Here is a 22,507-nt window from a genome sequence, read left to right as displayed (position 1 = left end):
CTGGCGCTGCTGGTCGCCCTGGTGGCCCTGGCCCTCCAGGCGCTGACCCTGGCCGACAGCGGCGGATCCGGCTCGCCCGGCGTCTTCTGGGCCCCGGGGGCGACGTACGGCACGAGCGCGGCCGACTGGCCCTTCGCCGTCCTGTGGCTGCTCGGGGCCGCGTGCGCCGCGGCCGCCCTCTCCGGGCGGCGCCGCGGCTGGGCCGCGCTCGGGCTGGCCGCGCTGCTCACGATCGCGACCCTGAGCCTGATGAAGGGCGACGGTCCGCGGTCCGGCACGACCGTGCTCGCGTTCAGCACCAACTACGGCGTCAACAGCGGCGACCTCCCGTGGCTGGCGCTGTTGCTGGTCGGCGTCCTGGCCTGCGCCGTGGTGGGTACGCCGCGCCGGTCGCGTCCCGCCAGGCGGACCATCCGCTAGGGCCGCGTGCGCGCCGAGCACCCTCGACTTACGGTGTAAGCACGTCGGTCCAGGCCGACGACGGCCGCGTCATGGGGGACGCGGCCGGGCACCCCGACCCTGGTCGGGGTGCCGCCCCTGCGCCGGGGGGAGATCGTCGACCCCTTCCGGGAGCCGCCCACCTCGACGGTCGCGGCACGGGGATCGACCTCGATGCCGTGGTCTCCGTCGACCCCGAGGTGCCCCTCGTGCTGTCCGCCGTCGGGCGCCGGCTGCCACCGACGTGGTCGTGCTGGGCCGGGCGGTCACCCACCCCGCATTCCGGGCTCGGGCGCCGAGGAGTGTTTCGCGCGCGAAAACTCTGCGGGTCCCTGCGCACTCCCGACCCGCCTGAGCCCCATCCGTCGTAGGTTCGTCCCTCCAGCCGACAGCCCCGCTGGGACACGTCCGACCGAAGGCCGCGCATGCCCCTCCCCCGCTCGCTCCGTCCCACCCGCTCCCGCCTCGCGGTCGCGCTCGTCCCGGCGGTCGCGGCCGCGGCGCTCGCGCTGCCCCAGGCGGCGCCGGCCAGCGCCGAGGAGACCGTGGCCGGCGCCCAGACCTCGGGCGACGCGCTCTTCCCCAACGTCGGCAACGGCGGGTACGACGTGCAGCACTACGACCTCGACCTCGCCTGGACCCCCGCGACCGACCTGGCGCGCAGCACGATCGAGGCGACCGCAGCCATCCGCGCGAGGACGACCGGCGCGCCCCTGTCGTCGTACTCCCTCGACCTGGAGGGTCCCGAGCTCACCGTCGAGAACGTGACGGTCGACGGCGTCGCCGCCACCTGGACGCGCGACGAGCAGCCGGACCTCATCCGGCACAAGCTCGTCGTCACCCCCGCGACGGCCGTGTCCGGGGAGTTCACCACCGTCGTGACCTACGCCGGCGTGCCGACCAAGCACACCGACGCCGACGGCTCGGCCGAGGGCTGGAACGCCACCAACGACGGAGCGACCTTCCTCAACCAGCCGGTGGGCGCCATGACCGGCTTCCCCAGCAACAACACCCCCGCCGACAAGGCGACCTACACGATCGACATCGACATCCCCTCCACCATCACCAACGCCGCCGGCACCGGCGCCTCCGCCGCGGCCAGCAACGGCGAGCTGGTCGACAAGGACGTCGACGCGGCCGCCGGCCGCACCACGTGGCGGTGGCGCCAGACCCGGCCGATGGCGACCGAGCTGGTGCTCATCTCGATCGGCAAGTACGACGTGGCGCAGGGCGAGGTCACGCTCAGCGACGGCTCCACGATCCCGGAGTGGACGTTCGTCGACTCCGCCCTCACCCCGGCCGACAAGCTCCTCATCGCCAACCGCCGTGACGCGCAGGGCCCGATCACCCGCGGCCTCGAGAGCGTCTTCGGCCCCTACCCCGGCGGCAGCACCGGCGCGGTCATCGACGTCGTCACGGGCCTCGGCATCAACTACGCGCTCGAGACGCAGGACCGCTCGTTCTTCCCCTCGACGGCGACCTTCCTCGGCGACACGCTCACCCACGAGATCACCCACCAGTGGTACGGCAACCACGTCTCCCCACGCGTGTGGAACGACATCTGGATCAACGAGGGCATGGCCACCTGGGCTCCCGGCCACTACAACAACGTCATCGCCGGCACGAGCACGACCTCGAACCACGCGCGCTACTACTCGTCCTGGAACAGCGGCACCGCCGCGCAGTACCGCACCCCGCCCGGCAACATGCCCGACTCCGCCGTCCTCTACGGCTACCAGACCTACACCCGCAGCGCCCAGCTGTGGGAGGCGCTCAAGCTCTCCATCGGTGACCCCGCGTTCTTCCGGTTCGTCAAGCAGTGGCAGACGACGTACGCCGGCCAGAGCCGCGGCCTGGCCGACTTCGAGGCCCTGGCCGAGAGCGTCTCGGGCCGCGACCTCGGTGCCTTCTTCCAGGACTGGGTGCTCGACCCCGACAAGCCCGCCTGGCCGCAGCGGTACGACGTCAAGCTGGCCTCCCAGCCCGTCTCCGGCACCGTCGCGCCGGGCTCTGCGGTCACCTACACGCTGACCGCGACCAACATGGGCCGCGTGGCCCTCTCGCCCGCGGGCGGACCGGCGAGCGTCGCCACCGTCGACCTCGCCGACGTGCTCGACGACGCCACCATCGACGCCGCCGCCCTGCCCGCCGGGGTCACCCTCGACGGCACGACCCTGGTGTGGACCGTGCCGACCCTCGCCGCCGGCACCTTCGTCACCGGCGCGTCCGCCCCGACCCTGCCGACGTCGACGTCGGTCTCGTTCCCGGTCACCGTCAAGCCGACCGCGTCGGCGGCGAGCCTCAGGGCCACGGCCGGCTCGCGGACCCTCGGAGGCTTCTGCTCCCCCGCCGGCTGCACCTCGACCGTCGGCGTCACCGCCCAGCCCTTGCCGAGCGCCGACCCGACGATCACCGGCACGCCCGCCGTCGGCCAGACCCTGACCGCCGTCACCGACGGCTGGGCCGAGGGCACCACGTTCGCCTACCAGTGGAGCGTCGCCGGCGCCGCCGTCGAGGGCGCCAACGCCTCGACCTTCGTGCCGCGAGCGGCCGACGTCGACAAGACCGTGACCGTGGCGGTCACCGGCACCCACCCGCGCTACACCGACGTCACCCGCACCAGCGCCCCCACGGCCCCGGTGGCCCTCGGCACCCAGCAGGCCGGCACCCCGAGCGTGGCCGGCACCCCCGCCGTCGGCCGGCCGCTCACTGCACGCCCCGGCACCTGGACCCCGGGCACGGCCTTCACCTACCAGTGGTCGGTCGCCGGCACCGCCGTCGAGGGGGCCACGGCCGGCACCTTCACCCCGCGCCCCGCCGACCTGGGCAAGACCGTGACGGTCACGCTCACCGGCACCCAGGACGGGTACGCCGCCGCCTCGGCCACCAGCGAGCCCAGCTCGCCCGTGCTCCGCGGCACGCTGGTTGCGCCCACCCCGACCCTGGCCGGCACCCCGCAGGTCGGCCGCCCTCTCGCCGCCCGCCCCGGCGCCTGGACCGAGGGCGCGACCCTCACCTACCAGTGGCGGCGCGGCGGCCGCCCGATCGCGGGCGCCACCGCGGCGTCGTACACCCCGGGCGCGGCGGACCTCGGTGCCGTCCTCCAAGTCGTCGTCACCGGCTCGAAGGACGGTTACACCACGGTGAGCCGCACCAGCGCCGTCACCGACCCCGTCGCCCCCGGCCGCCAGACCCTCCGCCCGGCTCCGCGCATCGCCGGCAAGCCCGTCGTCGGCCGCACCCTCCGCGCCGTCCCCGGCCGCCGCGACCCCGGTGTCGCGCTGACCTACCGCTGGTACGTCGCCGGCCAGGCCGTCCCCGGCGCCCGCGGGAGCCGCAGCACCTTCGTCCCCCGCCGCGCCGACCGCGGCGACCGAGTCCGGCTGGTGGTCACCGCCACCAAGCCGGGCTACGCCACCGTGACCGGGCGCAGCGCCCCGACGGCCCGGGTGCGCTGACAGTTCGGCGGCTGAGGTGCGAGCGCAACGAGCCTTGAAGCCCCGGGGACCTCAGACCACGGACTCCACGAGCCGGCGCACCTGCTCGGGCAGCGACCGGGCGAGCCGGTCGTGCCCGGGCAGATGGGTCGGGTCGCAGACGAGCCCGAAGGTGACGACGTCGCCGTGGGTCCAGGTCGTGATGTTGAGCCCGCAGTCGTGGAACAGCGCTCCTCCGGACGCGACCTCGACGACGGGGTGGCCGCTGACCGTGAGCTCGCTCGCCCCACCTCGGACCGACGAGACGACCAGCGAGGCCGCCGGGCGGTGGAGCACGTGGCGTCCGAAGGCCACGGCTGCGCGGTAGAAGGCGTGGCGCAGCGGCTCGAGCTCCATGACGTCGTACCCCATCGACTGGTCGGTCCGGGCGCGCGCGTCACGGGCGGATCGTGATGCCCGACCGATCGCAGCCAGGCGCCGCCGGGGGTCGTCGTCAGCCACCTGGAGGCCGACGAAGTAGGAGCTGTTCAGGTTGGCCGGCTGCAGCTCCGGCGGGCCGGGCACCCGCAGGCTCATCGGCACCACCGCCGTGACGTCGCGGGCACCGTCGACGGCGAGGCCCGCGACGCGCAGGTGCTCCTGCACCGCGCCGCCGACCGCGGCGAGCAGGACCTCGGTGACCGTGCTGCCGGTGGCGGCGCCGGCCGCCCTCACCTCAGCGAGGGACACCCGGGAGCTGGCGAAGGCACGCCGCGCGGTGGGCCCGGTGCTCCACGGGCAGGCCGCTCCCTCGAACGGGGCGACGGCGGCGCCGGTGGTGTGCGACGTCCGACGCGTGCGGGCGGCCCGGGCCGTCCGCGCCGCGAGCCGCGGCGCGACACCGAGCAACCGGGCGAGCTCGGCCGGGGTGCTCGCGAGCGGCTGCGCGGCCGGCGTCCCGGCGGCCGGCTCGGGTCCGAGGAGGATCGTGAGCAGCCAGTCGTTGACCGGACCCGCGGCGAGGCCGTGGTGGGTGGAGACCACGACGGCGCACACCTCGGAGCCCTGGGCCAGGCTCACCCGCCACAGCGGGCGGTCGCGGGGCAGCGGCTCCTGCAGCAGCCGTCCGACCGCGGCGTCGAGCTGCGCGCGCTGGTCCGCCGACGTCGCAGCGTCGAGGGTGACCGTGGAGACCTGTCGTCGTACGTCGACAACGGCCGCCTCCTCCCACCAGGGGTGCGCCAACGGCACCCGCGGGCGGCGCAGGACACGGCGCAAGAACGGCTGCGCGTCGACGCGGCGCTGCAGGTGCCACACCAGCTCGTCGGGCTCGACCCGGGCGCCGTCCGGCAGGCGGAGCACCTTGACCGTGTGGTGCGGGATCTCGGGGCTCTCGCGGTAGAGCTGGCTGGCGTCGGCTCCGTGCAGCCGGATCCCGCGCGGGCGTTCACGGGACACGAGCGCCCAGTGCCTCCGTCAGTCGTGCACACAGCTCGGCGACGTGCGGCTCCTCGACGATCTCGGTGTGGTCGCACGCGAGCGGGACGACCAGCAGCTGTCCGCCGACGTGCTCGGTCCACCCGTTGTCGGGCGGCCCGTCGGCACGGAGGGCGCGGAACATGAGCACGTCACCGTCGAGCTGACCGGCCAGGGGATGCTCGGCGAGCAGCCGACCGTAGGTGCGCAGGTTGGCCTCGCTGCGGATCACGGGCGCTGGGGGGCCGTCGCCCCGGTTGAAGGCGGCCCACTCGCGGTCCCGCTCGCGCGCCGTGTGCCGGATCGTCTGCCGCTCCTCCCGCGTACGTCGAGCCTGGCGCGCGCGGTAGGCGAGGTGGTGGCGCACGTGCCCGACGGCGGCGCGCGGCCCCTGGGACCAGTGCGGAGGCAGGTTGTGCAGCCAAGTGTCGGCGGCGACCTGCGGGGTCGCGCTGTCGCCGAGGGCGAGGAGGTCGACGCGCCGTCCCTGCCGGGCCAGGGACCGCGCCATCTCGAAGGCGATGACGCCGCCCATCGACACCCCGAACAACCGGTAGGGCCCCTCAGGGCAGACGCGCACGACGTCGGCGACGTAGCGGTCCACGAGCTCGAGGAGGGTCGCCTCGGCTGCGCGGGGCCCCTGCAGGACGGGGGGCTGGAGGGCGTAGATCGGTACCTCGGGCGGCAGGTGGGCGGCCATGCGTCCGGCGAAGAGGACATCCCCTGCGCCGTCGTGCACCACGAACAGCGGGGCGAGCTCGCCCTCGGGTCGCACCGCCACCAGCACGTCGTCGGTCGGCGCCGCGAGCGCCTCGGCCAGCCGTGCGGGCGTGGACGCCTCGAAGAGCACGGCGGTCGAGACCGGGACGCCCGCTCGCTCCTCGAGCAGCCGGCACAGGCGTGCCGCGCGGATCGAGTCGCCGCCGAGGTCGAAGAAGTCGTCCCCGTGCTCGACCTCGGGCAGCGAGAGCACCTGCGCAAAGACCTCGCGGACCGCGGCGACGAGGGCGGTGTCGTCGGTCCCACCGGCGCCCACCCCCGCCGAGACCTCGTGCGGGAGGGCGGACCGGTCCACCTTGCCGTTGGCCAGCCGGGGCAGCACGGGCAGCACGGCGACCGTGTCGGGGAGCGCATAACCCGGGAGCCGCTTGGCCAGCGCGGCTCGCATCGTGTCCGGGGACGTGGCGCCGGGCCCGGCGGTGACGAACGCGTGGATGCGGACGGCGTCGTGTGCGTCGACCCGCCCGGCCGCGGCGGCGTCGGTGACGCCCGGCAGCGCGCGCAGCTCGCGCTCGACCGCGCCCAGGGCCACCCGGTGCCCGGAGACCTTGACGACGTCGTCGAGTCGGCCCAGCAGGTGCAGGACGCCCTCCTCGTCGAGGACCGCGCGGTCGCCGGTACGGCAGCGCCGCACCCCGTCGACCGTCGTGGAGAACACCCCGCCGTCGAGCTCGGGCCGGTTCCAGTGGCCCAGGCTGACCCGGTCGCTCGCCACGACCAGCTCCCCGGGCTCACCCGGCGGGACGGCGGTCCCGTCGGCACCGAGGATCTCCACCGACACCCCCGGCAGGGGACGACCGGCGGGCAGCGCACCGGAGCCCAGCGCCGTGTCCTGGTCGACCTCGAGCGCGGCGATCATGCCGGTCTCGGTCGTGCCGTAGGCGTTGTGGATGACGGCGTCACGCGGCAGGTGGCGCTGCAGCCCGGCCACGTCCTCCCAGGTGCCCGCCTCGCCCCACACCGCCACCGTGCGGAGGTCGGGCAGCACGGCGTCGGCGTCGAGGAGCGGGAGGAGGTAGCGGATGAGGGTCGGCACCAGGCCGATCGCCTCGACCCGCTCGTTGCGCAGCCAGTCGGCCAGGCCGTCGAGACCGCTCGTCAGGACGTCGTACGCGACCACGCTCGAGCCGGCCGAGAAGGCCATCTGCGGCAGCTCCGAGGCCTGGCCCATGGTGCCGGCCGAGAGCATGCCGACCCGCGTCCGCTCGCGGAACGTGCCGAAGGTCCGGACCCACTCCCCGTTGCCCTCGCGCTGTCGGCCCGTCACGAGCAGACCCTTCGGCAGACCGGTGCTGCCCGAGGTGTGGATGATCGCTGCGGGCTCCTGGGGGTCGCGCTCGAGCGCGACGCGGGGCAGGCCGAGACCCTCGGCGGCGACGCCGTCGACGTCCTGGTCGCCGCCGTCGTCGGTGAGGAGCAGGTGCGGGCCGAGGTCAGCCAGCACCGCGTCCTGCTGCGCGGCGGGCGTCGTGGGGTCGATCAGGGCGACGACCCGCCCGGACCGGCTCGCGGCCAGGCTGCCGAGGCACACCGAGCGGGCGCGCAGGAACCTCAGGGCCAGGACCCCGGGAGCCTGGCCGAGCCGGTGGGCCACCGTGCTCGCCAGGCCGTCGGCGAGGCGGTCGAGCTCGCCGTAGGTCAGCGTCGCGTCCGCGGCGCTGAACGCGAGGCGCTCGGGATCGGTCGCGGCCAGCTTCCTGACCTGGGCCGATCCTGACGGGACGGCACTCATGGGCGAGCTCCTCTGCTCGGTGAGCCGGACCGTCGGGCCCGGGCGTGGAAGCGGTGGGGGGCATGTGGTGCATGTCAGTAGTGACCCAGGGAGCCGTCTCGCCGGGCGGCGTCGACCGCAGCACGGAAGAGCCACAGCGACAGCGGGAGCAGCACGGCGGCCGCGGTCAGCACGCCCACCAGGTTGGCCCACTCGACGCGGCCGAAGAGCAGGCTGGCGCGAAGGGCGTCCACCCCCCACGTGAACGGGAGCGCCCCGGCGAGGAGCCGGAGCGGGCCGGGGAGCAGCTCGACGGGGAAGTACACGCCGCCCAGCAGGCCGAGCATCGCCGTGATGAGCCCGCCCAGGGCATTGCCCCGCTTGAACACGATCGTGAAGGCGGCGACGAGGACGCCAAGGGAGGCGAAGACCAGCACCAGGCCGGCCAGCCCGGCCACGGTCGCCAGCGCCGCGGCCGGGGACCCGCTGATGCGTAGGCCGACGAGCATCGCGACGAGCACCAGCAACGACGCCTGCACCAACGACTGCAGCTGCTGGTAGACGCCGCTGGCCAGGATCATCACCGAGGGCGAGTTGGGCGTGGCCAGCACGACCTCGAGGGTCCCGGTGGTCTGCTCCTCGCGCATCTTGGTGGTGAACGAGCTCAAGCCGGCCTGGGTGATGGCCAGGACCGCGGACCCCACGACCACGAAGGGGAAGAAACCCCGGTCGAGGTCGTCCGAAGCCGGTTGCGGCACCTGGTCGACCAGCTTGCCGACCTGGAAGACGACGAAGAGCAGGACCAGCGCCCCGAAGGTCTCCATCGCGAACGACAGCCGGTAGGACCGGGCGACCGTCCAGTCGCGGCGGACGAACGCCGCGACGAGGTCGGGCCTCATCGGCCCGCCCCGAGCGCCGCCAGCATCCGCTGCTCAGCAGTCGCGGCGCTCGTGGTGCCCGGGAGGTGTTCGACAACGGTGCCGCGGTGGAGGATGACCATCCGGTCGGACACCTCGGCCGCCTCGTGCAGGTCGTGGGTCACCCACAGCACCGCGGCTCCACCCTCGCGGGCGCCGGCCGTCACGACCGTCCTGAAGTCGCGGGCCACGATCGGGTCGAGGGTGCGGGACGGCTCGTCGAGCAGCAGCACGGACGGCTCCACCAGCAGGGCGCGGGCCAGCGACAGCCGCGCCCGCATCCCGGACGAGTAGCCGGAGAACGCGCGGTCGGCCGCGTCGGCCAGCTGCGTCCGCTCCAGCAGCTCGGCCGCCCGGGCGCGGGCCGTGCGCCGTCGCAGGCCGTGGAGGGCGGCGAAGAACTCGAGGTTCTGCCGTCCGGTGAGCCGCCAGTACCAGGACCGCTCCTCCCCGAGGACCAGGCCGAGGGACCGGGTCGCTCGGCGCCGGTCGAGAACGACGTCGTGGCCGGCGACCCGGGCCGTGCCCGCGTCGGGCAGCACCGTGGTGCCCAGGATCCGCAGCAACGTGGACTTGCCGGCGCCGTTCTGGCCGAGCAGCGTCACGACCTCGCCGCGGCCCACCTCGAGGTCGACGCCATCAAGCGCCGCCACCTGGTCGAACTGCTTGCGCAGGCCGTCGACCTCGATGCCCGCCGTCACCGCTGAAGCGTGTCAGGGGGTCTCGTCCTGCGCTGGGGAATGCTCCAACCCGCATGGGGATTCATGCGCCGGGGGCGGCGACGAGTTGCCTGAGCCGACGCGCGAACCGCTCCTCGGAGAAGCTTTCGGCGTGCTGGGCGATCGCGGCCCGTTGCCAGGTGGTGGTACGGGCCTGGCCCACCGCCGCGCGGAGGTCCGCCGCTGCGACGTCGTCGAAGTAGATGCCGGTCCGGCCGGGGTCGACGGTGTCCAGGTAGCCGCCCGCACGAAGGGCGATGGTGGGCTTGCCGAACGCCGCCGCCTCGAGCGGAGTCAGGCCGAAGTCCTCGTGGCTGGGTGCCACCAGGGCGCGCGCGCCGGCGTAGACCCACCGCAGCTGCGCGTCGGACAGGTCCTGCACGAGACGGACGTTGGGAGGGGCCGCTGCGAGCAGCCGGTCGCGCTCGGGGCCGGCGCCCACGACGACCAAGCGCTCCAGGGGCAGTCCACGGAAGGCCTCCATGGCCACGTCGACGTTCTTGTACGGCAGCAGTCGCGAGACCACGAGGTGGTAGTCGCTCCAGCCCTCGAGCGCGGGCACCGGCTCCCGAGGGCCAGTGGTGTCGACGCCGAAGGGTGGGGCGAGCACCTCCGCCTCCCGTCCGTACGTCGCCCGGACGCGGTCGCGCACGACGGTCGAGTTGGCCAGGTAGACGTCGCCGCGGGCCGCCTTGCGCTGGTCCCACCTCCTGAGCCCGGGCGCGAGGGCCCGGAGGCCGAGCCGGGCGGGCGAGAGCGCGGGCGCGTCCCCGAGGTACTCCTCGGGTTGGTAGAGCCACCGGGCCGGCGCGTGGCAGTAGACGACGAGCCGACCCGGCACGTCGAAGCCGTGCGCCCAGCCGCTGCTGGAGGCCAGCACGACATCGGCCTCGACCCGCATCCGGCTGGCGGCGAGGGGCAGGAGTGGCAACGAGGCGCGGTGGCTGCGTCGCAGCGGTCGGAGCCGGTTGAGCGGGGAGGTCACGATGCTCGCGCCTCGGAACTCGGGGAACGTGCTGCCGGGGTCGTAGAGGAGGGTGTGCAGGGTGGCGTCCGGAAAGGCCCGCAGCATGGCGAGCACGACCCGCTCGGCTCCCCCGCGCTGGGTGACGTAGTCATGGGCGATGGCGACCTTCACCGGAGGCCTCGCCCCCGCTGGCGCCTGAGGACCTCGGCGTAGACGTCGAGGAGCGCCTCGACGGAGCGAGCGGGGCTGAAGCGCTGCACCGTCGCCTCCGCACCTCGGACGAGCCGCTCTCCCAGGTCATGGTCGTCGCGAACCCGGCGCATCGCGGTGGCGTAGCCGTCGACGTCGCCCGGCGACACCAGGAGGCCGTCGACGCCGGTGGTGATGATCTCGACCGGCCCACCGGCGCGGGCTGCGACCACGGGGACGCCCGCGGCCATGCCCTCGACGACGACCTGGCCGAACGGCTCGGGCGTCACCGAGCAGTGCACGAGGAGGTCGAGCTGGGCCAGCTCGGCCCACACGTCGTCCCGGAACCCGCGGAAGTCGACGCGGTCGGCGATCCCCAGCCGCTCGGCCTGGTGCCTCAGTCCGTCGGCGTACTCCTCCTCGCCGAACATCGCCGATCCCACGACGACCGCCCGTTCGGCGCCGTGCGGGAACGCCCGGGCGAAGGCCTCGAGGAAGACGTGCTGCCCCTTCCACCGAGCGAGCCGGCCCACGATCCCCACCCGGTAGATGCCGTTGTCGAGGAGGCCCCGCTGGGGCGCGCCACCGAGGGGGTCGTACAGCACGGAGGAGTGGATGACCTCCGACGGCAGTCGCGTCGGGAGCGTGGCCAAGGTCGAGGAGGAGTTGGCGATGATGGCGTGCGGCAGCAGGTTCGCCCACGCACGGACGAGGAGCACGGCGGGCCGAGGCAGGTAGTCGGCATCGATGCGGTCTCGCAGGTGCCACACGACCCGCTTGCCGGCCAGCCGCCCGGCCAGGCAGCCGTACATCGCGGCCTTCAGCGAGTTGGTGTGCACGAGGTCCGGGTCGATTTCCCGGACCATGCGCTGCAGCCGCCACGTGTACACCGCCAGGTCGACGACGGTCCGAGCCCCGACCGACCCGCGGGGGCGGACCGTGTCCTTGCGGACCTCGCGGAGGTCGTCCCGCATCGGGAGGACGTGGACCGTGGCGCCGGCCGCGCGCAGCCGATCGACGAGCGGGCCGTCCTCCCCGAGGACGACGTGCGCCTCCACCCGGTCGCGCGCGGCGTCGAGGAGTCGCACCAGGGCGATCTCGCCGCCGGACGCGATCGCGACGTGGTTGACGTAGACCACGCGGATGCGCCGCTGCCCCGCGCCCAGCAGCACCCGCTCGAACTCCCGGCTCCGCGCCGCCCAGGTCGCCTCGGTCGGCAGCGCGCGCACCCGGCCAGGAGGGTCGCGCAGGACGTCGGCCACGGCCGCAGCGAAGTCCTCGCGGGGGACGGCCCGCACCGGCGCGGGCAGACCGCGGAAGCCCGCCACCTGCGTGGCCACGGTCGGCACCCCGACCGCAAGCGACTCGTAGGCCTTGATGGGGTCGAGGCTCTCGGTGAAGTCGTTGACGCGGTGGGGCACGACGACGAGGTCGGCGTGCTGGAGGTACGCCGCCACCCGGTCGTGCGGCCGGGGACCGAGCGCGTGCAGCCGCGGCTGCCGGGAGAGCACCGCGCGGGCCTCGGACCCACGGGCGTCGGGCCCCACGAGGGCGACATTCAGGTCGGGCAGGGCGGTCATCACCTCGTCGAGCAGCTCGACGTCGAACCGCTCCTCGTGGACCGTGCCCACGTACACCGCCGCCGGAGCGGGCGGCAGGTCGTCGGGCCGCGGCTGGGGCGCTGTCATCAGCTCCGGGTCGACGCCGTTGGGCACCAGGTGCACCTCGCGGACGGCGCCGCGGCTCCGCGCCAACCCGGGTGAGCAGACCACGACCTCACGAGCCGTGGCGAGGGCGGTGGCCTCCAGCCTGCGCCGGCGACGACGCACCCGTTCCGGCACGGTCGACTCCACGAGCCAGTCGTCGGTGATGTCGTACACCGTCGACCAGCCGGTGGCCCGTGCGAGCCCGACGTGCTGGAGGTCGTTGAGCCACAGCACCGGGTCACGCAGACCGAGCTGGTCGGCGGCTCGCCGGACCTGATGACGCATCGCTAGGTCGGCGCCCGGGCCGAGCACGCGGGGCAGGGGCTTCACCGGGCGGAACGTCCACAGGCGGTCGTGTCCCGCCACCGCCGCGGGCAGCGGGAGCCGGCGCGCGAGGTGGACCCGGGGGAAGACGTCGATCGGCGGCTCGAGGAACAGCATGCGTACGTCTGGGTTGCGGCGCAGCAGGTGGTCGGCGAAGTACTGGTTGCGTCGCCACACGTCGTCCCACGGCTCGAGCGACGCCACGACGACGTCGCGCCAGCGGGACGGTGGGCTCACATCCACGCGGTGCCGCTCCTCCTCGCCGGGCCGGGCCGACGAGGCCCGCGATCGCCCGAACGCTACCCGCGGCGGAGGCTGCATGGAGCAGAATCACGGGCGTGCGAGTGCTGAGGGTCTACCACGGCGGCCGGATCCGGGCCCACCGCGCGCGTGATCGCGCCATCGCCGCAGCCGGGCACGAGGTCGTCCTCGTCGTCCCGAGCACGTGGACAGAGGGCGGGTCGGAGGCGGAGCTGAGCCACGAGTCCTTCGAGGTCGTCGAGCTCCCGGTGACCCGTGCTGGCGACATCAACCGGCACCGGTACGCCGACGACGACGCCGTACGCCGGGTGCTGGAGCGGGTGCGCCCCGACGTGCTCGACCTGCACGAGGAACCGGTCTCCCTGGTCGCGCGGCAGTGGTTGCGGAATGCGCCTCCCGACCTGCCGGTGGCGATGTACACCGCGCAAAACCTCGACAAGCGATTCCCGCCACCGTTCGCGCAGTGGGAGAAGCGGGCCCTGCGGCGGGTCCAGGCGGTGTACCCGTGCAGCCGCCAGGCCGCCTCGGTCGTGCGGGGCAAGGGGTTCGCCGGTCACCTCGAGGTCCTGCCGCTGGGCTACGACCCCGACCTCTTCTTCCCCGGCGACCAGTCACTCGACGACGAGGTGCTGCGCCTCGGGCTGGTCGGCCGGATGGTGCCCGAGAAGGGGGTGCTGGACGCGGTGCACGTCCTGGCCGCAGCGGCCGACCACCGCCCGGCCCGGCTCCTGCTGATCGGTGACGGCCCCGAGGTCCCCCGGGCGCGCGCCTTGGCGGCCGAGTTGGGCGTCTCCGACCGCCTCGAGCACGTGCCGTGGCTGAGCACGCCCGACCTCGCCGCGCTCTACCGCACCCTGCACGTCGTGCTCGTCCCGAGCGTGGCCACCAGCCGCTGGATCGAGCAGTTCGGTCGCATGATCGTCGAGGGTCAGGCCTCGGGTGCCGCCGTCGCAGGTTACTGGAGCGGATCTATCCCGGAGGTGACGGCCGACGCCGGCCTCCTGGCGGCCGAGGGTGACCTGCAGGGCCTCACCCGTGTAGTCCATCGGCTGCTGTCGTCGCCCGGCGACTGGCGACGCCTGAGGTCCGCGGGCATCGAGCTGGCACTCGACCGCACCTGGGCGACAGTTGGCCGGGCGCACGCCGACCTGTTGGACCGCGCTGTCAGCGAACGGCCGATGAACGCCGTCGGACGCGCGGCAGCGCGAGCTGAGTTCGGCGCACCCGCCAGCTCTCCCTTCGGGCAGACCCGTCCCCATGCGCTGCCGGTCCTACGTGGCATCGCTGCACTGGGCCGTTGACGAGACGCAGCCTCGCGTGCCGGTGTGTCGACGGCGCGACCCCGGGCGGCCAGGCACTCGTCCGGGGTGCCGCTCGGCCCCGATCGCGGGTCCTGCCCTGCACCTAGCTGAGATCCGCAACCCGACGCCACAGGGCCGCATGCTCGCGCGCACTGCGGTCCCAGGTGAAGCCGCGGGCCCGTACCCGGCCCTGGAGCGCCTTCTGCTCGATGTCCTCCCCGCCCGAGAGCACGTGCAGGATGCCTGCGCTCAGACCCGCAGGAGTTGGCTCGACGAGGGTCCCGCACCCTCCGACAACCTCGGGAAGAGAACTCGTTGCAGCTGCGACCAGCGGCGCCCCGGCGGCCATGGCTTCCAACGCGGGCAGTCCGAAGCCCTCGTACCGGGAGGGCACGACGACGACCGAGGCCGACGCCATCAGCCTCGGGACGAGGTCCCCGGAGACTCGACCAATCAGACGGACGCCGGGCAGCGAGCCGAACAAGGTGGTCCGGCGGGGGTGGTCGGGGCCGGACATGACCAGCACCAACGACGGGTCCGCACGACGCACGTCGACCCACGCCGCAGCGAGCGCTTCCAGGTTCTTCCGCTTGGACGCCCCGCCGCTCACGAGCACGAAGCGACCGTCAAGACCCCAGCGTCTCCGGTCATCCTCGGCCAGCACGTCCGCATCGAAGAAAGAGGGGTCAACCCCGTTCGGCACGACAACAGTGTTCTCGAGCCCGAGGACATCCTTGGCCTCGCCGGCCGTGAAGCGCGAGACGCAGACCACCGCCGCAGCTCGCCGAAGCTCATCCGCGGCAGCAGCGACGGGAGCCGACTCGTCCGCGAACTTCCAAGCCACGACATCGTGCAACGTCACGACTTCAGGTCGCGGCGAGGGAGGGACGAGCAGGTCCATCCGATGCACCACACCTGATCGCACGTGCAGCGCTCCACCGAGGGCCCGTCGCTGGCGTGCCGAGGCTCGGTTCAGCCAGGCCATGGGCAACCTGCGATCCCCTGGCAGAGACGATCGCAGCGACCGGGCGACCGACAGGCGCACGTCCCACCCCTGACCCAGCGCACCTGCGGCCCTCGACGCGACCTCGTGCTGGTACAGCTGGGCGCCCATGGGGGCGGAGGATGCGCAGGTTGCGATCGTGAGTGTTGTCAAGGACCCTCCTGGCAGCGTGACCCGCCAACCCTAGGGGCGGGCGGACTGCCTCGTGCCTCGATTGCGCGGATGACTCGAAGCGCCTGGCGGGACTCGATCGACCACGCCCCGGTCCTCTGCGTGGCGGAGCTCCACAGGACCCGTTGTCGCGCAGGACGACCCAGCGTCGACGCGCGGGCGATCGAGTCGGGAGGGCGAAAGGCTACGTGGCTCGAGCATCCTCGCTAGGCTCCCGCCGTGGGGTTCATCCTCCGTCGCCGCCCTTCCCTCGGGCCTGATCGCCGCAGCGCCGTCCAGATCCGCGGGGCCATGCGGTCGCGACAGCGCCGACGATCTGCTCGATCCTCGCGCGCCCTCCGCCCGGGGCGCGGGTCCGACCCGCGCGGGACCGACACGGAGCAGATTCTGAAAGACCCCTGGGTCGGTCGAGGACTGCGCGTGGCCCTGGTGACCTCTTCCTTCCACCCTTACGTGGGCGGCGTCGAGGAACACGTCCGGAGCGTCGCCCGGGAGCTGACGGAGCGAGGGCACCACGTTGAGGTCTGGACTGTCGACCGAGGACTAGGGCTCGGGCGGAGGACCCACGACGGGGTAGCGGTGGAACACCTGGCAACGCCGCTCCCGGCGCGGTCGCTCAGCGATGTTGCACGGTTCCTGAGGCTCGTCCCAGGCGCGGCCGTGGCATGGTGGCGAGCTGCACGCCGCTTCAGACCGGACGTCCTGCATGTGCAGTGCTTCGGACCGAACGGGGTGTACGCAACCGGTCTGGCCGCAGTTCTGAGGTGTCCGCTGGTGGTCAGTTCCCATGGCGAGACGTTCGCCGACGACCACGGCGTGTTCGACAAGTCGGTGTTGATCCGCTCGGCCCTGCGTTCGGCCCTGCGTCGCGCGGACGCGGTCACCGGGTGCTCGATCGTCGTCGTGGACCACCTGCGCGCCGAGTTCGGACTCCAAGGGGGGGACGTCGTCCCGAACGGGGTCGAGATCACCGGGCCGATGGACGAGGAGGAGCGGGTTGCCGTCGTCGGCCTGGGCAGGCTCGAGCGGGTCAAGGGGTTCGACCTGCTCGTGGAGGCGTTCGCCACCGCTGACCTGCCCCCCGAGGTCGGTCTGGTCCTCGCTGGGTCTGGCTCTCAGGCGGGGTCCTTGCATTCCCAGGCCGCGTCCCTCGGGGTCGCGACGCGTGTCTCGATGCCCGGGGCGATCGACCGCGATCAGGTCAAGGCCCTGCTTGCCAGCGCCGCAGTCGTGGTCGTCCCGAGCCGTCGAGAGTCCTTCGGCATGGTGGTGCTCGAAGCCTGGCTCGCTGGCGCTGCCCTCGTGGTCACGGACCGTGACGGGCCAGCCAGCCTGGTCCTCGACGGGGTCACCGGACTCGTGGTCGATCCCACCGACATCGATGCTCTGGCCCGTTCCATCCGGCGCGTCATCGAGGACGCCGATCTGGCCGACGCCATCACCGAGGCCGGGAGCCGCGCCGTTCTCGACTACTCGTGGAGTCGAGTCGCTGAGCTGTACGAGGGTCTCTACGCCGGCTGCGTCGGGATGAACCCGGTGCCCCTGCCAGACCGCCGCGAGCCCGTGACCTGGTGAGCGGGAACCTGAACCCTCGGGACCTCTCGCTGACGACCGGGCTCACCTCAGAAGCCCCGGCGTTCGACATCGTCCTCGCGACCAACCGAGACGGAGCGCACCTCTCCCTGGCGCTCGAGGGGATCCGCTCTCAGACCTACCAGTCGTGGCGTCTCTGGATCGTCGACGACGGCGTGGCTGACCCCGGATCCCTGGCAAGAACGGCCTCCCTCCTTCCGCGCACCACCATCCTCACGACGTCGACGCGAAGCGGTGTCTCGGCGGCTCGGAACCTCGGGATCGCAGCCGGTGACGCGGAGTACGTGGCCTTCCACGACGATGACGATGTCTGGATGCCAACCAAGCTCGAACGGCAGCTCGAGGCACTCGCAGGGGAGCCGGATGCCGTCGCCTGCCACACCGCGGGTCATTTCGTCGACGGGAACGGCCGCGTCTTCGGTCTCCCCTGGGCGGCCGCGTCGTCCAGCAGCAACGCGCTGCTCAGCGGCCTGGCCCCTCTACCGCGGTTTGTCACCCTGGCGGTGCGTCGTGCAGTTCTGCCCGTGTCCGGTCTCTTCGACCCGACCTACTCGTTGGCCGAGGATCTCGAGTTCATGATGCGCCTCGCCCGGGTCGGACCGTTCGTCGCGGTCGACGAGGAACTGGTCGCATACCGGCGCCACCAGTCCAACGTCTCCACGAGCGGTTCCCTCGATGGGCGACGAGCGATAGCGCGGATGTTGGACGAGCGGCTCGAGGCGGCTGCGGACCAGCACGAGGCTGAGTTGATCAAGGCCCATGCCAGGAGAACCGCCGCAACGTGGTCGGACGAGACCGCTGGTGCACTACTGCGGTCCATCCGTTCACGAGAGGTCGCCACGGTCGTGGATGAGGCCAGGTTCGCCCTGGGACGTGCCCCGGTCGGGACAGCCCGCGCTCTGGCCGGACGGGCCAGGAGAGGTGCTCGACGGAGATGGCGACGCGAGGCCCCATCCGCGGTCCACGGCCACCCGACTCGAGCCGCCCACGAGGCCGTGGTCCTGATCGTGACGCCCCGGCTCACCCCGGAGCTCCGTCGCGAGGTGGGGCGGCTGCGTTCGACCCTTCCCTCGCTCCACATCGTCATCAGCCTGACGACCCCCGCACCGGCCCCAGCACCGGCCCCAGCACGGCTTCAGTGGGGCGCGGACGTGACGGTGGTGGCCCCGAAGCCTTGGCCGCACACACGGCGGGGGCGTCTCGTGCGGGCGCTGGTCGCGGCGATGCGCGCAGCTCACGTGCGCGACGACGCGTGGGTCGCCGTAGCGGTCGGCCACCCGTTGCCGGACTGGCCCTGGGCTGATCTCTCCGCACGACGTCCTCGGGCCGAGGACGCGCGGTTCGAGGCACCCGACCTCGCCAACGCCGCTCACGGCGGGACGACAGGCTCACCGAGCCAGCTCGCAGGCAATGTGTTCCACCTCGACGGTCGCGCGATCCGTGCGTTCCTGACCGCACCCGCGAGCGTGCGAGTCCGTGCCCGTCTCGACCGCCGCGTGGGTACCGAACTGGTCCGAGCCGTTCTGGAGGCTGATCCGGCCATCTCGCTGGGTGTCCTCGTCCCGCCCGACAGGGAGACGGCTGCGAGACGCGATGGAGAAGCGACAACCGGCGGCACAGGGTCAGGTCATACGAACGAGGTCGAGGCGAGGAGTGCGGCCACGTCGGACCGGGCGCAGGCGCCCGAACCGGTTCCCGGGCGCAATCTGCGGGCGCCGAGGTGACGGCGTCATCCATGCGGCGGACGACGGCCACCACTGACAACGTCGCCGGGACGGTGCGGCAGCTTCGGGACCTACTTCCTCTCGGGACCCAGAGGAAGCTGGGCGTGGCTGCGGTCGGCTCGGTCGTCATCGCCCTTCTCGACGGCATTGCCGTAGCGCTCGTCCTGCCGTTGGTGGCACTGACCACTGGTGACGGTTCGACGTCGGAGGCCGTTCGGGTGGTCGCGGCCCTGACCGGACAACCCTCGGAGGGGCAGCTTGCCGTCATCTTGACCGCCGCGGTCGTGGCACTCTTCATCATCAAGGACCTGGGGTCACTGGCGTTCCTGTGGTGGAGCACGGGATTCGTCCAGTCCGAACGTGTGCGGGCCTCGGCACGAATCATGACCCACATGCTCGAGGCGCCCTACGCGGACATTGCGCGGCGCAGCTCAGCGGAGATGCTGAGGACGGCGGACGCCGCTGTGCTGCAGGTCTTCAGCTACACGGTGAACGGTCTGGTCCAGTCCTTCGCTGCCGCCTCATCCGTCGCGCTGCTGCTCACGGCGCTCGCGGTGCTCGCGCCCGTGCCCACCTTGGTCCTCGTCGCGTACTTCACCATGGCATCCCTGCTGTTCAGCCGCCTTGCCCGACCTCGAGCCGCCGCGGCCGGCGCGCAGCTCGCGGCTGCTTCCATGGAGGGGTACCGCACCGCTTTCACGGCGATGGGTGCGGCGAAGGAACTGCAGCTGCGAGGGACGCAACGCGACTTCGTCGGCCGATACGAGGAAGCCCAGCTGAGGGGCGCGAGCGCGGGCCGCACGGCGACGTTCATCACGGGTCTGCCTCGTTACCTTCTGGAGATCCTCTTCGTGATCGCCATCGGCGTGGTGGCCTTGCTCGGTGCGCGTGAGGACTCCCAGGGAGGACCGATCGGCCTGCTGGCGCTCTTCGTCGCAGCCGGATTCCGGATGCTTCCCTCGGTCAGTGCTCTGTTGTCGAACGTCACCAACATCCGAGTGGGCATCGAACCGCTGGCGCTCGTGCACGCTGAGCTGCGCAACGCTGTCCCACCGCCCGAGTCGGCATCCCACCTGGGCGGCTTGACGCCAACGGCGAGAGAGTTGACGGAGGGCATCGCCGTCCAATCCGTCCACTTCCGGTATCCCGGAAGCGAACGCGACGTCTTGATCGATGTGAGCCTGACCATCCCCCATGGTTCCTCACTCGCGCTCGTCGGCGGGAGCGGAGCAGGGAAGACCACCCTGGCGGATGTGATCATCGGGTTGCACCACCCGACGCAGGGTCGGGTACTGGCCGACGGCCGCGACGTGGCTGATGACCTTGCGGGGTGGCGCGCCGGGATCGGGTACGTGGCACAGGACGTCTTCCTGCTCGACGGCAGCCTCGCCGCCAACGTGGCCTTCCAGGCTGATCCCGACGAGATCGACCTTGACCGGGTTCGCCGGAGTGTCCGGCTCGCACAGCTCGACGACGTCGTCGCTCAACTGCCGGACGGTCTTGCGGCGCAGGTCGGAGAGCGGGGACTGCTGCTCTCAGGTGGCCAGAAACAGAGGATCGGCATCGCGCGCGCCCTCTACCGGGACTGCACGCTGCTGGTGCTCGACGAGGCCACCTCGGCTCTTGACAACGAGACAGAGGACCGCATCAACGAAACCATTCGGGCCCTGCACGGCACGGTCAGTGTCCTGGTCATAGCCCACCGACTCTCCACCGTTCGGCACGCGGACCAGATCGCCTACATGGCGCACGGGCGCATCGACGGTCTCGGCACATTTCAGGACCTCCAGGAATCGCACCGGGGCTTCGCCCGTCTCGTCGAGCTCGGCTCGCTCGGGTGAGCTGATGAGGGGATTGCCTCGGCCCGGCGTTCGCACGCAGCTGCGAAGGGCCGCAGCCCGTGTCCAGGGCCGCGATCGCACCGTGTTGTTGTCCTACCGTGGTCTCGGCATGGGCAACGTCCTCTATCTCCTGCTGCGCGCCCACACCGCGCAGTCGGAGGGTCGCGACCACCTGGTCCTGGACCAGTTCGGACCCGGTCCCTGGCGCGACGCATTCCCCCGGCTGAACGAGCTCTTGCTGCCCCCGGGCCAGCTGGCGTTCACCGATCGTCGTGAGCACCTGGGCGTCACGTTCTTCCAGGCCTTCGGAGAGGACTTCACCCGACCCGAGCTGCAGCGCTTCATCGCGGACAGGCTGTCTGACGTGGACCTCGACGAGGTCGCGCAGCACGCATCCCCCCGCCCGCGCAACCACGAGGTCGTGATCAACATCCGCCGCGGTGACTACTACTCCAACCCGCAGTTCCGTCGCACGTTCGGCTTCGACATCGTCGACTATGTCGGCAACGCCTGGACAGAGCTGTGCGAGGGGGGCTCGCCTCCATCGATCGCCATCGTCTCGGACGACCCGGACTGGTGTCGTCAGCACCTACGACTGCCGGGCGTCTGCCAGGCGGACACCCGCTACGTGGGCCCGGCCGACGGGATCTTGGTGAGCTGGGCGACCGTGGCCCGTGCTCGGGAGCTGATCATCACCAACTCGACGTTCTCCTACTGGGCCGCCTACGTAGCCGGACACCGGCATGGGGCAGCGAACCGCGTGTGGGCGCCGGACTTCCACGCCCGTCACGTCAGGCAGGGTGCGCCGTGGCAGCACGACCCTCGTTGGCGCCGCCTGGCCGTCAGACCCGAACCCGGGCCGGGGGACGTCTGCTCCTAGACCCGCTGGCCGACCGGTCGACCGTTGATCGACCAGTGGGTGTACCGCAGGGTTCTCGGACGCCGGCGTCAGATGGGCTCCGGGCTGACTCGAGCCCATCAGCTGCAGAGCTTGAGTGCCTGCGCTCGCTGGTCGTCCAAGACCAGGTCCGGACGCCGCAGCCCGTCGAGGCGCAGACACAGCCACAGGCCGTAGATGGTGCCGGCTGCCGTGCACATGCTCCGGAAGATCCGACCCTTCAGGCTCCGTGGAGACCTGAACTCCTCCGTGAAGGCGCACAGCCGCCCGCGGAACTGCCCGCTGCGGGCGCCGAACGCGCGGCGGACCAGCAAGAGGTAGTTGGCGGCCGCGTAGAAGGAGTAGCGACCATCAAAACGCGTGCCGGTGACGTGGGGCGCAGAGACGTGCTTGACCACGGCATCGGAGGCGTACCCGAGGTCATGACCGAGCGCCCGCACCCGTAGGCCGATGTCGGTGTCCTCCCCCATGGCAGTCCCCGGATAGTCCTCCCGGAATCCGCCCAGCTGGACGAGGAGCTCCCGCCGGAACGACATGTTGGCACCCACGACGTGGTCGACACTCACCAGCACCGACTGCAGGGACCCGAAGTTGCCCACGACCTTCCCTCGTCCCGTCACGACACCGATCGGTCCGGGGGCCGTGAGCTCTTCGTAATTGCCGTTGTCGACGCGGCCTCCTACCCCTCCGAGGTCACCGTTCTCATCGAGAATGTCGAGCAGGGTGAGCGCCCAGGCCGGCTCCGGGAGCGAGTCGTCGTCGATGAAGCTGACGACGTCGGCACTCACGTGCCGCAACCCGACGTTCCGCGAGGTTGTCATCCGCCCGGCGTTGACACGATTGTCGACCCACCTTGCGAACGGGAAGTCAGCGACCACCTCCCGTGAGCTGTCGTCAGGAGACTGGTCCACCACGACCACTTCCTCGGGTGGACGTGATTGCCCGGCCAGGTGTGCAAGGCAGTCCCTCAAGTAGGCCGCCCGACAGTAAGTGATGACCACGACAGCGTGGGTCAGAGGCACAACGACGTCCTTCGCGATCGAGTCCCGATCTGCAACAGCACTTCTTGATT

At 72.3% G+C, this 22,507-nt stretch carries 15 protein-coding genes; 7 read left to right on the top strand and 8 right to left on the bottom strand.

Going from position 1 to position 22,507, the window contains the following annotated elements:
* Nucleotides 1-21 precede the first annotated feature (21 nt).
* Both FJQ57_RS01420 and FJQ57_RS01415 read left to right on the top strand, forming a co-directional pair.
* Nucleotides 22-420 carry a hypothetical protein gene (locus FJQ57_RS01420; RefSeq protein WP_139977466.1) on the top strand — a complete coding sequence of 133 codons (399 nt, stop codon included), beginning with the start codon at nucleotides 22-24 and terminating at the stop codon, nucleotides 418-420.
* A gap of 443 nt (nucleotides 421-863) precedes the next feature.
* Entirely contained in the window at nucleotides 864-3,896 is a 3,033-nt protein-coding gene (locus FJQ57_RS01415; protein ID WP_139977465.1) for a M1 family aminopeptidase, read from the top strand.
* Nucleotides 3,897-3,947: 51 nt separating this feature from the next.
* On the opposite strand, the gene FJQ57_RS01410 is transcribed toward FJQ57_RS01415, so the two are convergent.
* The 6 genes from FJQ57_RS01410 to FJQ57_RS01385 all read right to left on the bottom strand — a co-directional run bounded on the left by FJQ57_RS01410 (nucleotide 3,948) and on the right by FJQ57_RS01385 (nucleotide 12,880).
* Nucleotides 3,948-5,312 (bottom strand): wax ester/triacylglycerol synthase domain-containing protein, encoded by a 1,365-nt coding sequence (locus tag FJQ57_RS01410; RefSeq protein ID WP_139977464.1) that lies wholly within the window; start codon nucleotides 5,310-5,312, stop codon nucleotides 3,948-3,950.
* Nucleotides 5,302-7,842: a non-ribosomal peptide synthetase gene (locus tag FJQ57_RS01405; RefSeq protein ID WP_139977463.1), complete on the bottom strand. Its 2,541-nt coding sequence runs from the start codon at nucleotides 7,840-7,842 to the stop codon at nucleotides 5,302-5,304. Before FJQ57_RS01405 ends, FJQ57_RS01410 begins: the two co-directional genes overlap by 11 nt.
* A gap of 74 nt (nucleotides 7,843-7,916) precedes the next feature.
* Nucleotides 7,917-8,720, bottom strand: coding sequence for an ABC transporter permease (locus FJQ57_RS01400; RefSeq protein ID WP_139977462.1), 804 nt, complete (start codon nucleotides 8,718-8,720; stop codon nucleotides 7,917-7,919).
* Nucleotides 8,717-9,439: an ABC transporter ATP-binding protein gene (locus FJQ57_RS01395; RefSeq protein ID WP_139977461.1), complete on the bottom strand. Its 723-nt coding sequence runs from the start codon at nucleotides 9,437-9,439 to the stop codon at nucleotides 8,717-8,719. The genes FJQ57_RS01400 and FJQ57_RS01395 overlap by 4 nt, the downstream gene beginning before the upstream one ends.
* 61 nt (nucleotides 9,440-9,500) lie before the next feature.
* Complete coding sequence (locus FJQ57_RS01390; protein WP_211348716.1) at nucleotides 9,501-10,595, bottom strand: glycosyltransferase; 1,095 nt, start codon at nucleotides 10,593-10,595, stop codon at nucleotides 9,501-9,503.
* Complete coding sequence (locus FJQ57_RS01385; protein ID WP_170219224.1) at nucleotides 10,592-12,880, bottom strand: glycosyltransferase; 2,289 nt, start codon at nucleotides 12,878-12,880, stop codon at nucleotides 10,592-10,594. Before FJQ57_RS01385 ends, FJQ57_RS01390 begins: the two co-directional genes overlap by 4 nt.
* Nucleotides 12,881-12,981: 101 nt before the next feature.
* On the opposite strand from FJQ57_RS01385, the gene FJQ57_RS01380 reads away from it, so the two are divergent.
* On the top strand, nucleotides 12,982-14,205 hold the full coding sequence (locus tag FJQ57_RS01380) for a glycosyltransferase family 4 protein (protein ID WP_139977459.1): 1,224 nt from the start codon (nucleotides 12,982-12,984) through the stop codon (nucleotides 14,203-14,205).
* Between the two features lie 103 nt (nucleotides 14,206-14,308).
* On the opposite strand, the gene FJQ57_RS01375 is transcribed toward FJQ57_RS01380, so the two are convergent.
* Complete coding sequence (locus tag FJQ57_RS01375; RefSeq protein ID WP_342775375.1) at nucleotides 14,309-15,190, bottom strand: glycosyltransferase family 4 protein; 882 nt, start codon at nucleotides 15,188-15,190, stop codon at nucleotides 14,309-14,311.
* A gap of 480 nt (nucleotides 15,191-15,670) precedes the next feature.
* Here FJQ57_RS01375 and FJQ57_RS22150 point away from each other — a divergent pair, with 480 nt between their 5' ends.
* From FJQ57_RS22150 to FJQ57_RS01355, 4 genes are all read left to right on the top strand, one after another.
* Nucleotides 15,671-16,954 carry a glycosyltransferase family 4 protein gene (locus tag FJQ57_RS22150; RefSeq protein ID WP_246081661.1) on the top strand — a complete coding sequence of 428 codons (1,284 nt, stop codon included), beginning with the start codon at nucleotides 15,671-15,673 and terminating at the stop codon, nucleotides 16,952-16,954.
* On the top strand, nucleotides 16,951-18,696 hold the full coding sequence (locus tag FJQ57_RS01365; RefSeq protein WP_170219222.1) for a glycosyltransferase family 2 protein: 1,746 nt from the start codon (nucleotides 16,951-16,953) through the stop codon (nucleotides 18,694-18,696). Before FJQ57_RS22150 ends, FJQ57_RS01365 begins: the two co-directional genes overlap by 4 nt.
* A gap of 104 nt (nucleotides 18,697-18,800) precedes the next feature.
* The gene (locus FJQ57_RS01360; protein ID WP_170219221.1) at nucleotides 18,801-20,537 is read left to right on the top strand and encodes an ABC transporter ATP-binding protein; all 1,737 of its coding nucleotides are present in this window, start codon (nucleotides 18,801-18,803) and stop codon (nucleotides 20,535-20,537) included.
* A gap of 109 nt (nucleotides 20,538-20,646) precedes the next feature.
* Nucleotides 20,647-21,417: an alpha-1,2-fucosyltransferase gene (locus tag FJQ57_RS01355; protein WP_170219220.1), complete on the top strand. Its 771-nt coding sequence runs from the start codon at nucleotides 20,647-20,649 to the stop codon at nucleotides 21,415-21,417.
* Nucleotides 21,418-21,515: 98 nt separating this feature from the next.
* Here FJQ57_RS01355 and FJQ57_RS01350 read toward each other — a convergent pair whose 3' ends face one another.
* Nucleotides 21,516-22,436: a glycosyltransferase family 2 protein gene (locus FJQ57_RS01350; protein ID WP_170219219.1), complete on the bottom strand. Its 921-nt coding sequence runs from the start codon at nucleotides 22,434-22,436 to the stop codon at nucleotides 21,516-21,518.
* Between the last annotated feature and the right edge of the window lie 71 nt (nucleotides 22,437-22,507).

It is taken from the genome of Nocardioides litoris (assembly GCF_006346315.1).
GTDB lineage: Bacteria > Actinomycetota > Actinomycetes > Propionibacteriales > Nocardioidaceae > Nocardioides > Nocardioides litoris.
Note: the sequence above shows the minus strand (reverse complement) of the source record. Positions and strands in the feature narration are given on the sequence as shown.

Bases quoted from the DNA above. Each gene is read 5' to 3' on its own strand.
- FJQ57_RS01415 (WP_139977465.1), top strand. From the start codon at position 864: ATGCCCCTCCCCCGCTCGCTCCGTCCCACCCGCTCCCGCCTCGCGGTC.
- FJQ57_RS01405 (WP_139977463.1), bottom strand. From the start codon at position 7,842: ATGAGTGCCGTCCCGTCAGGATCGGCCCAGGTCAGGAAGCTGGCCGCG.
- FJQ57_RS01400 (WP_139977462.1), bottom strand. From the start codon at position 8,720: ATGAGGCCCGACCTCGTCGCGGCGTTCGTCCGCCGCGACTGGACGGTC.
- FJQ57_RS01375 (WP_342775375.1), bottom strand. From the start codon at position 15,190: ATGGCCTGGCTGAACCGAGCCTCGGCACGCCAGCGACGGGCCCTCGGT.
- FJQ57_RS22150 (WP_246081661.1), top strand. From the start codon at position 15,671: ATGCGGTCGCGACAGCGCCGACGATCTGCTCGATCCTCGCGCGCCCTC.
- FJQ57_RS01355 (WP_170219220.1), top strand. From the start codon at position 20,647: ATGGGCAACGTCCTCTATCTCCTGCTGCGCGCCCACACCGCGCAGTCG.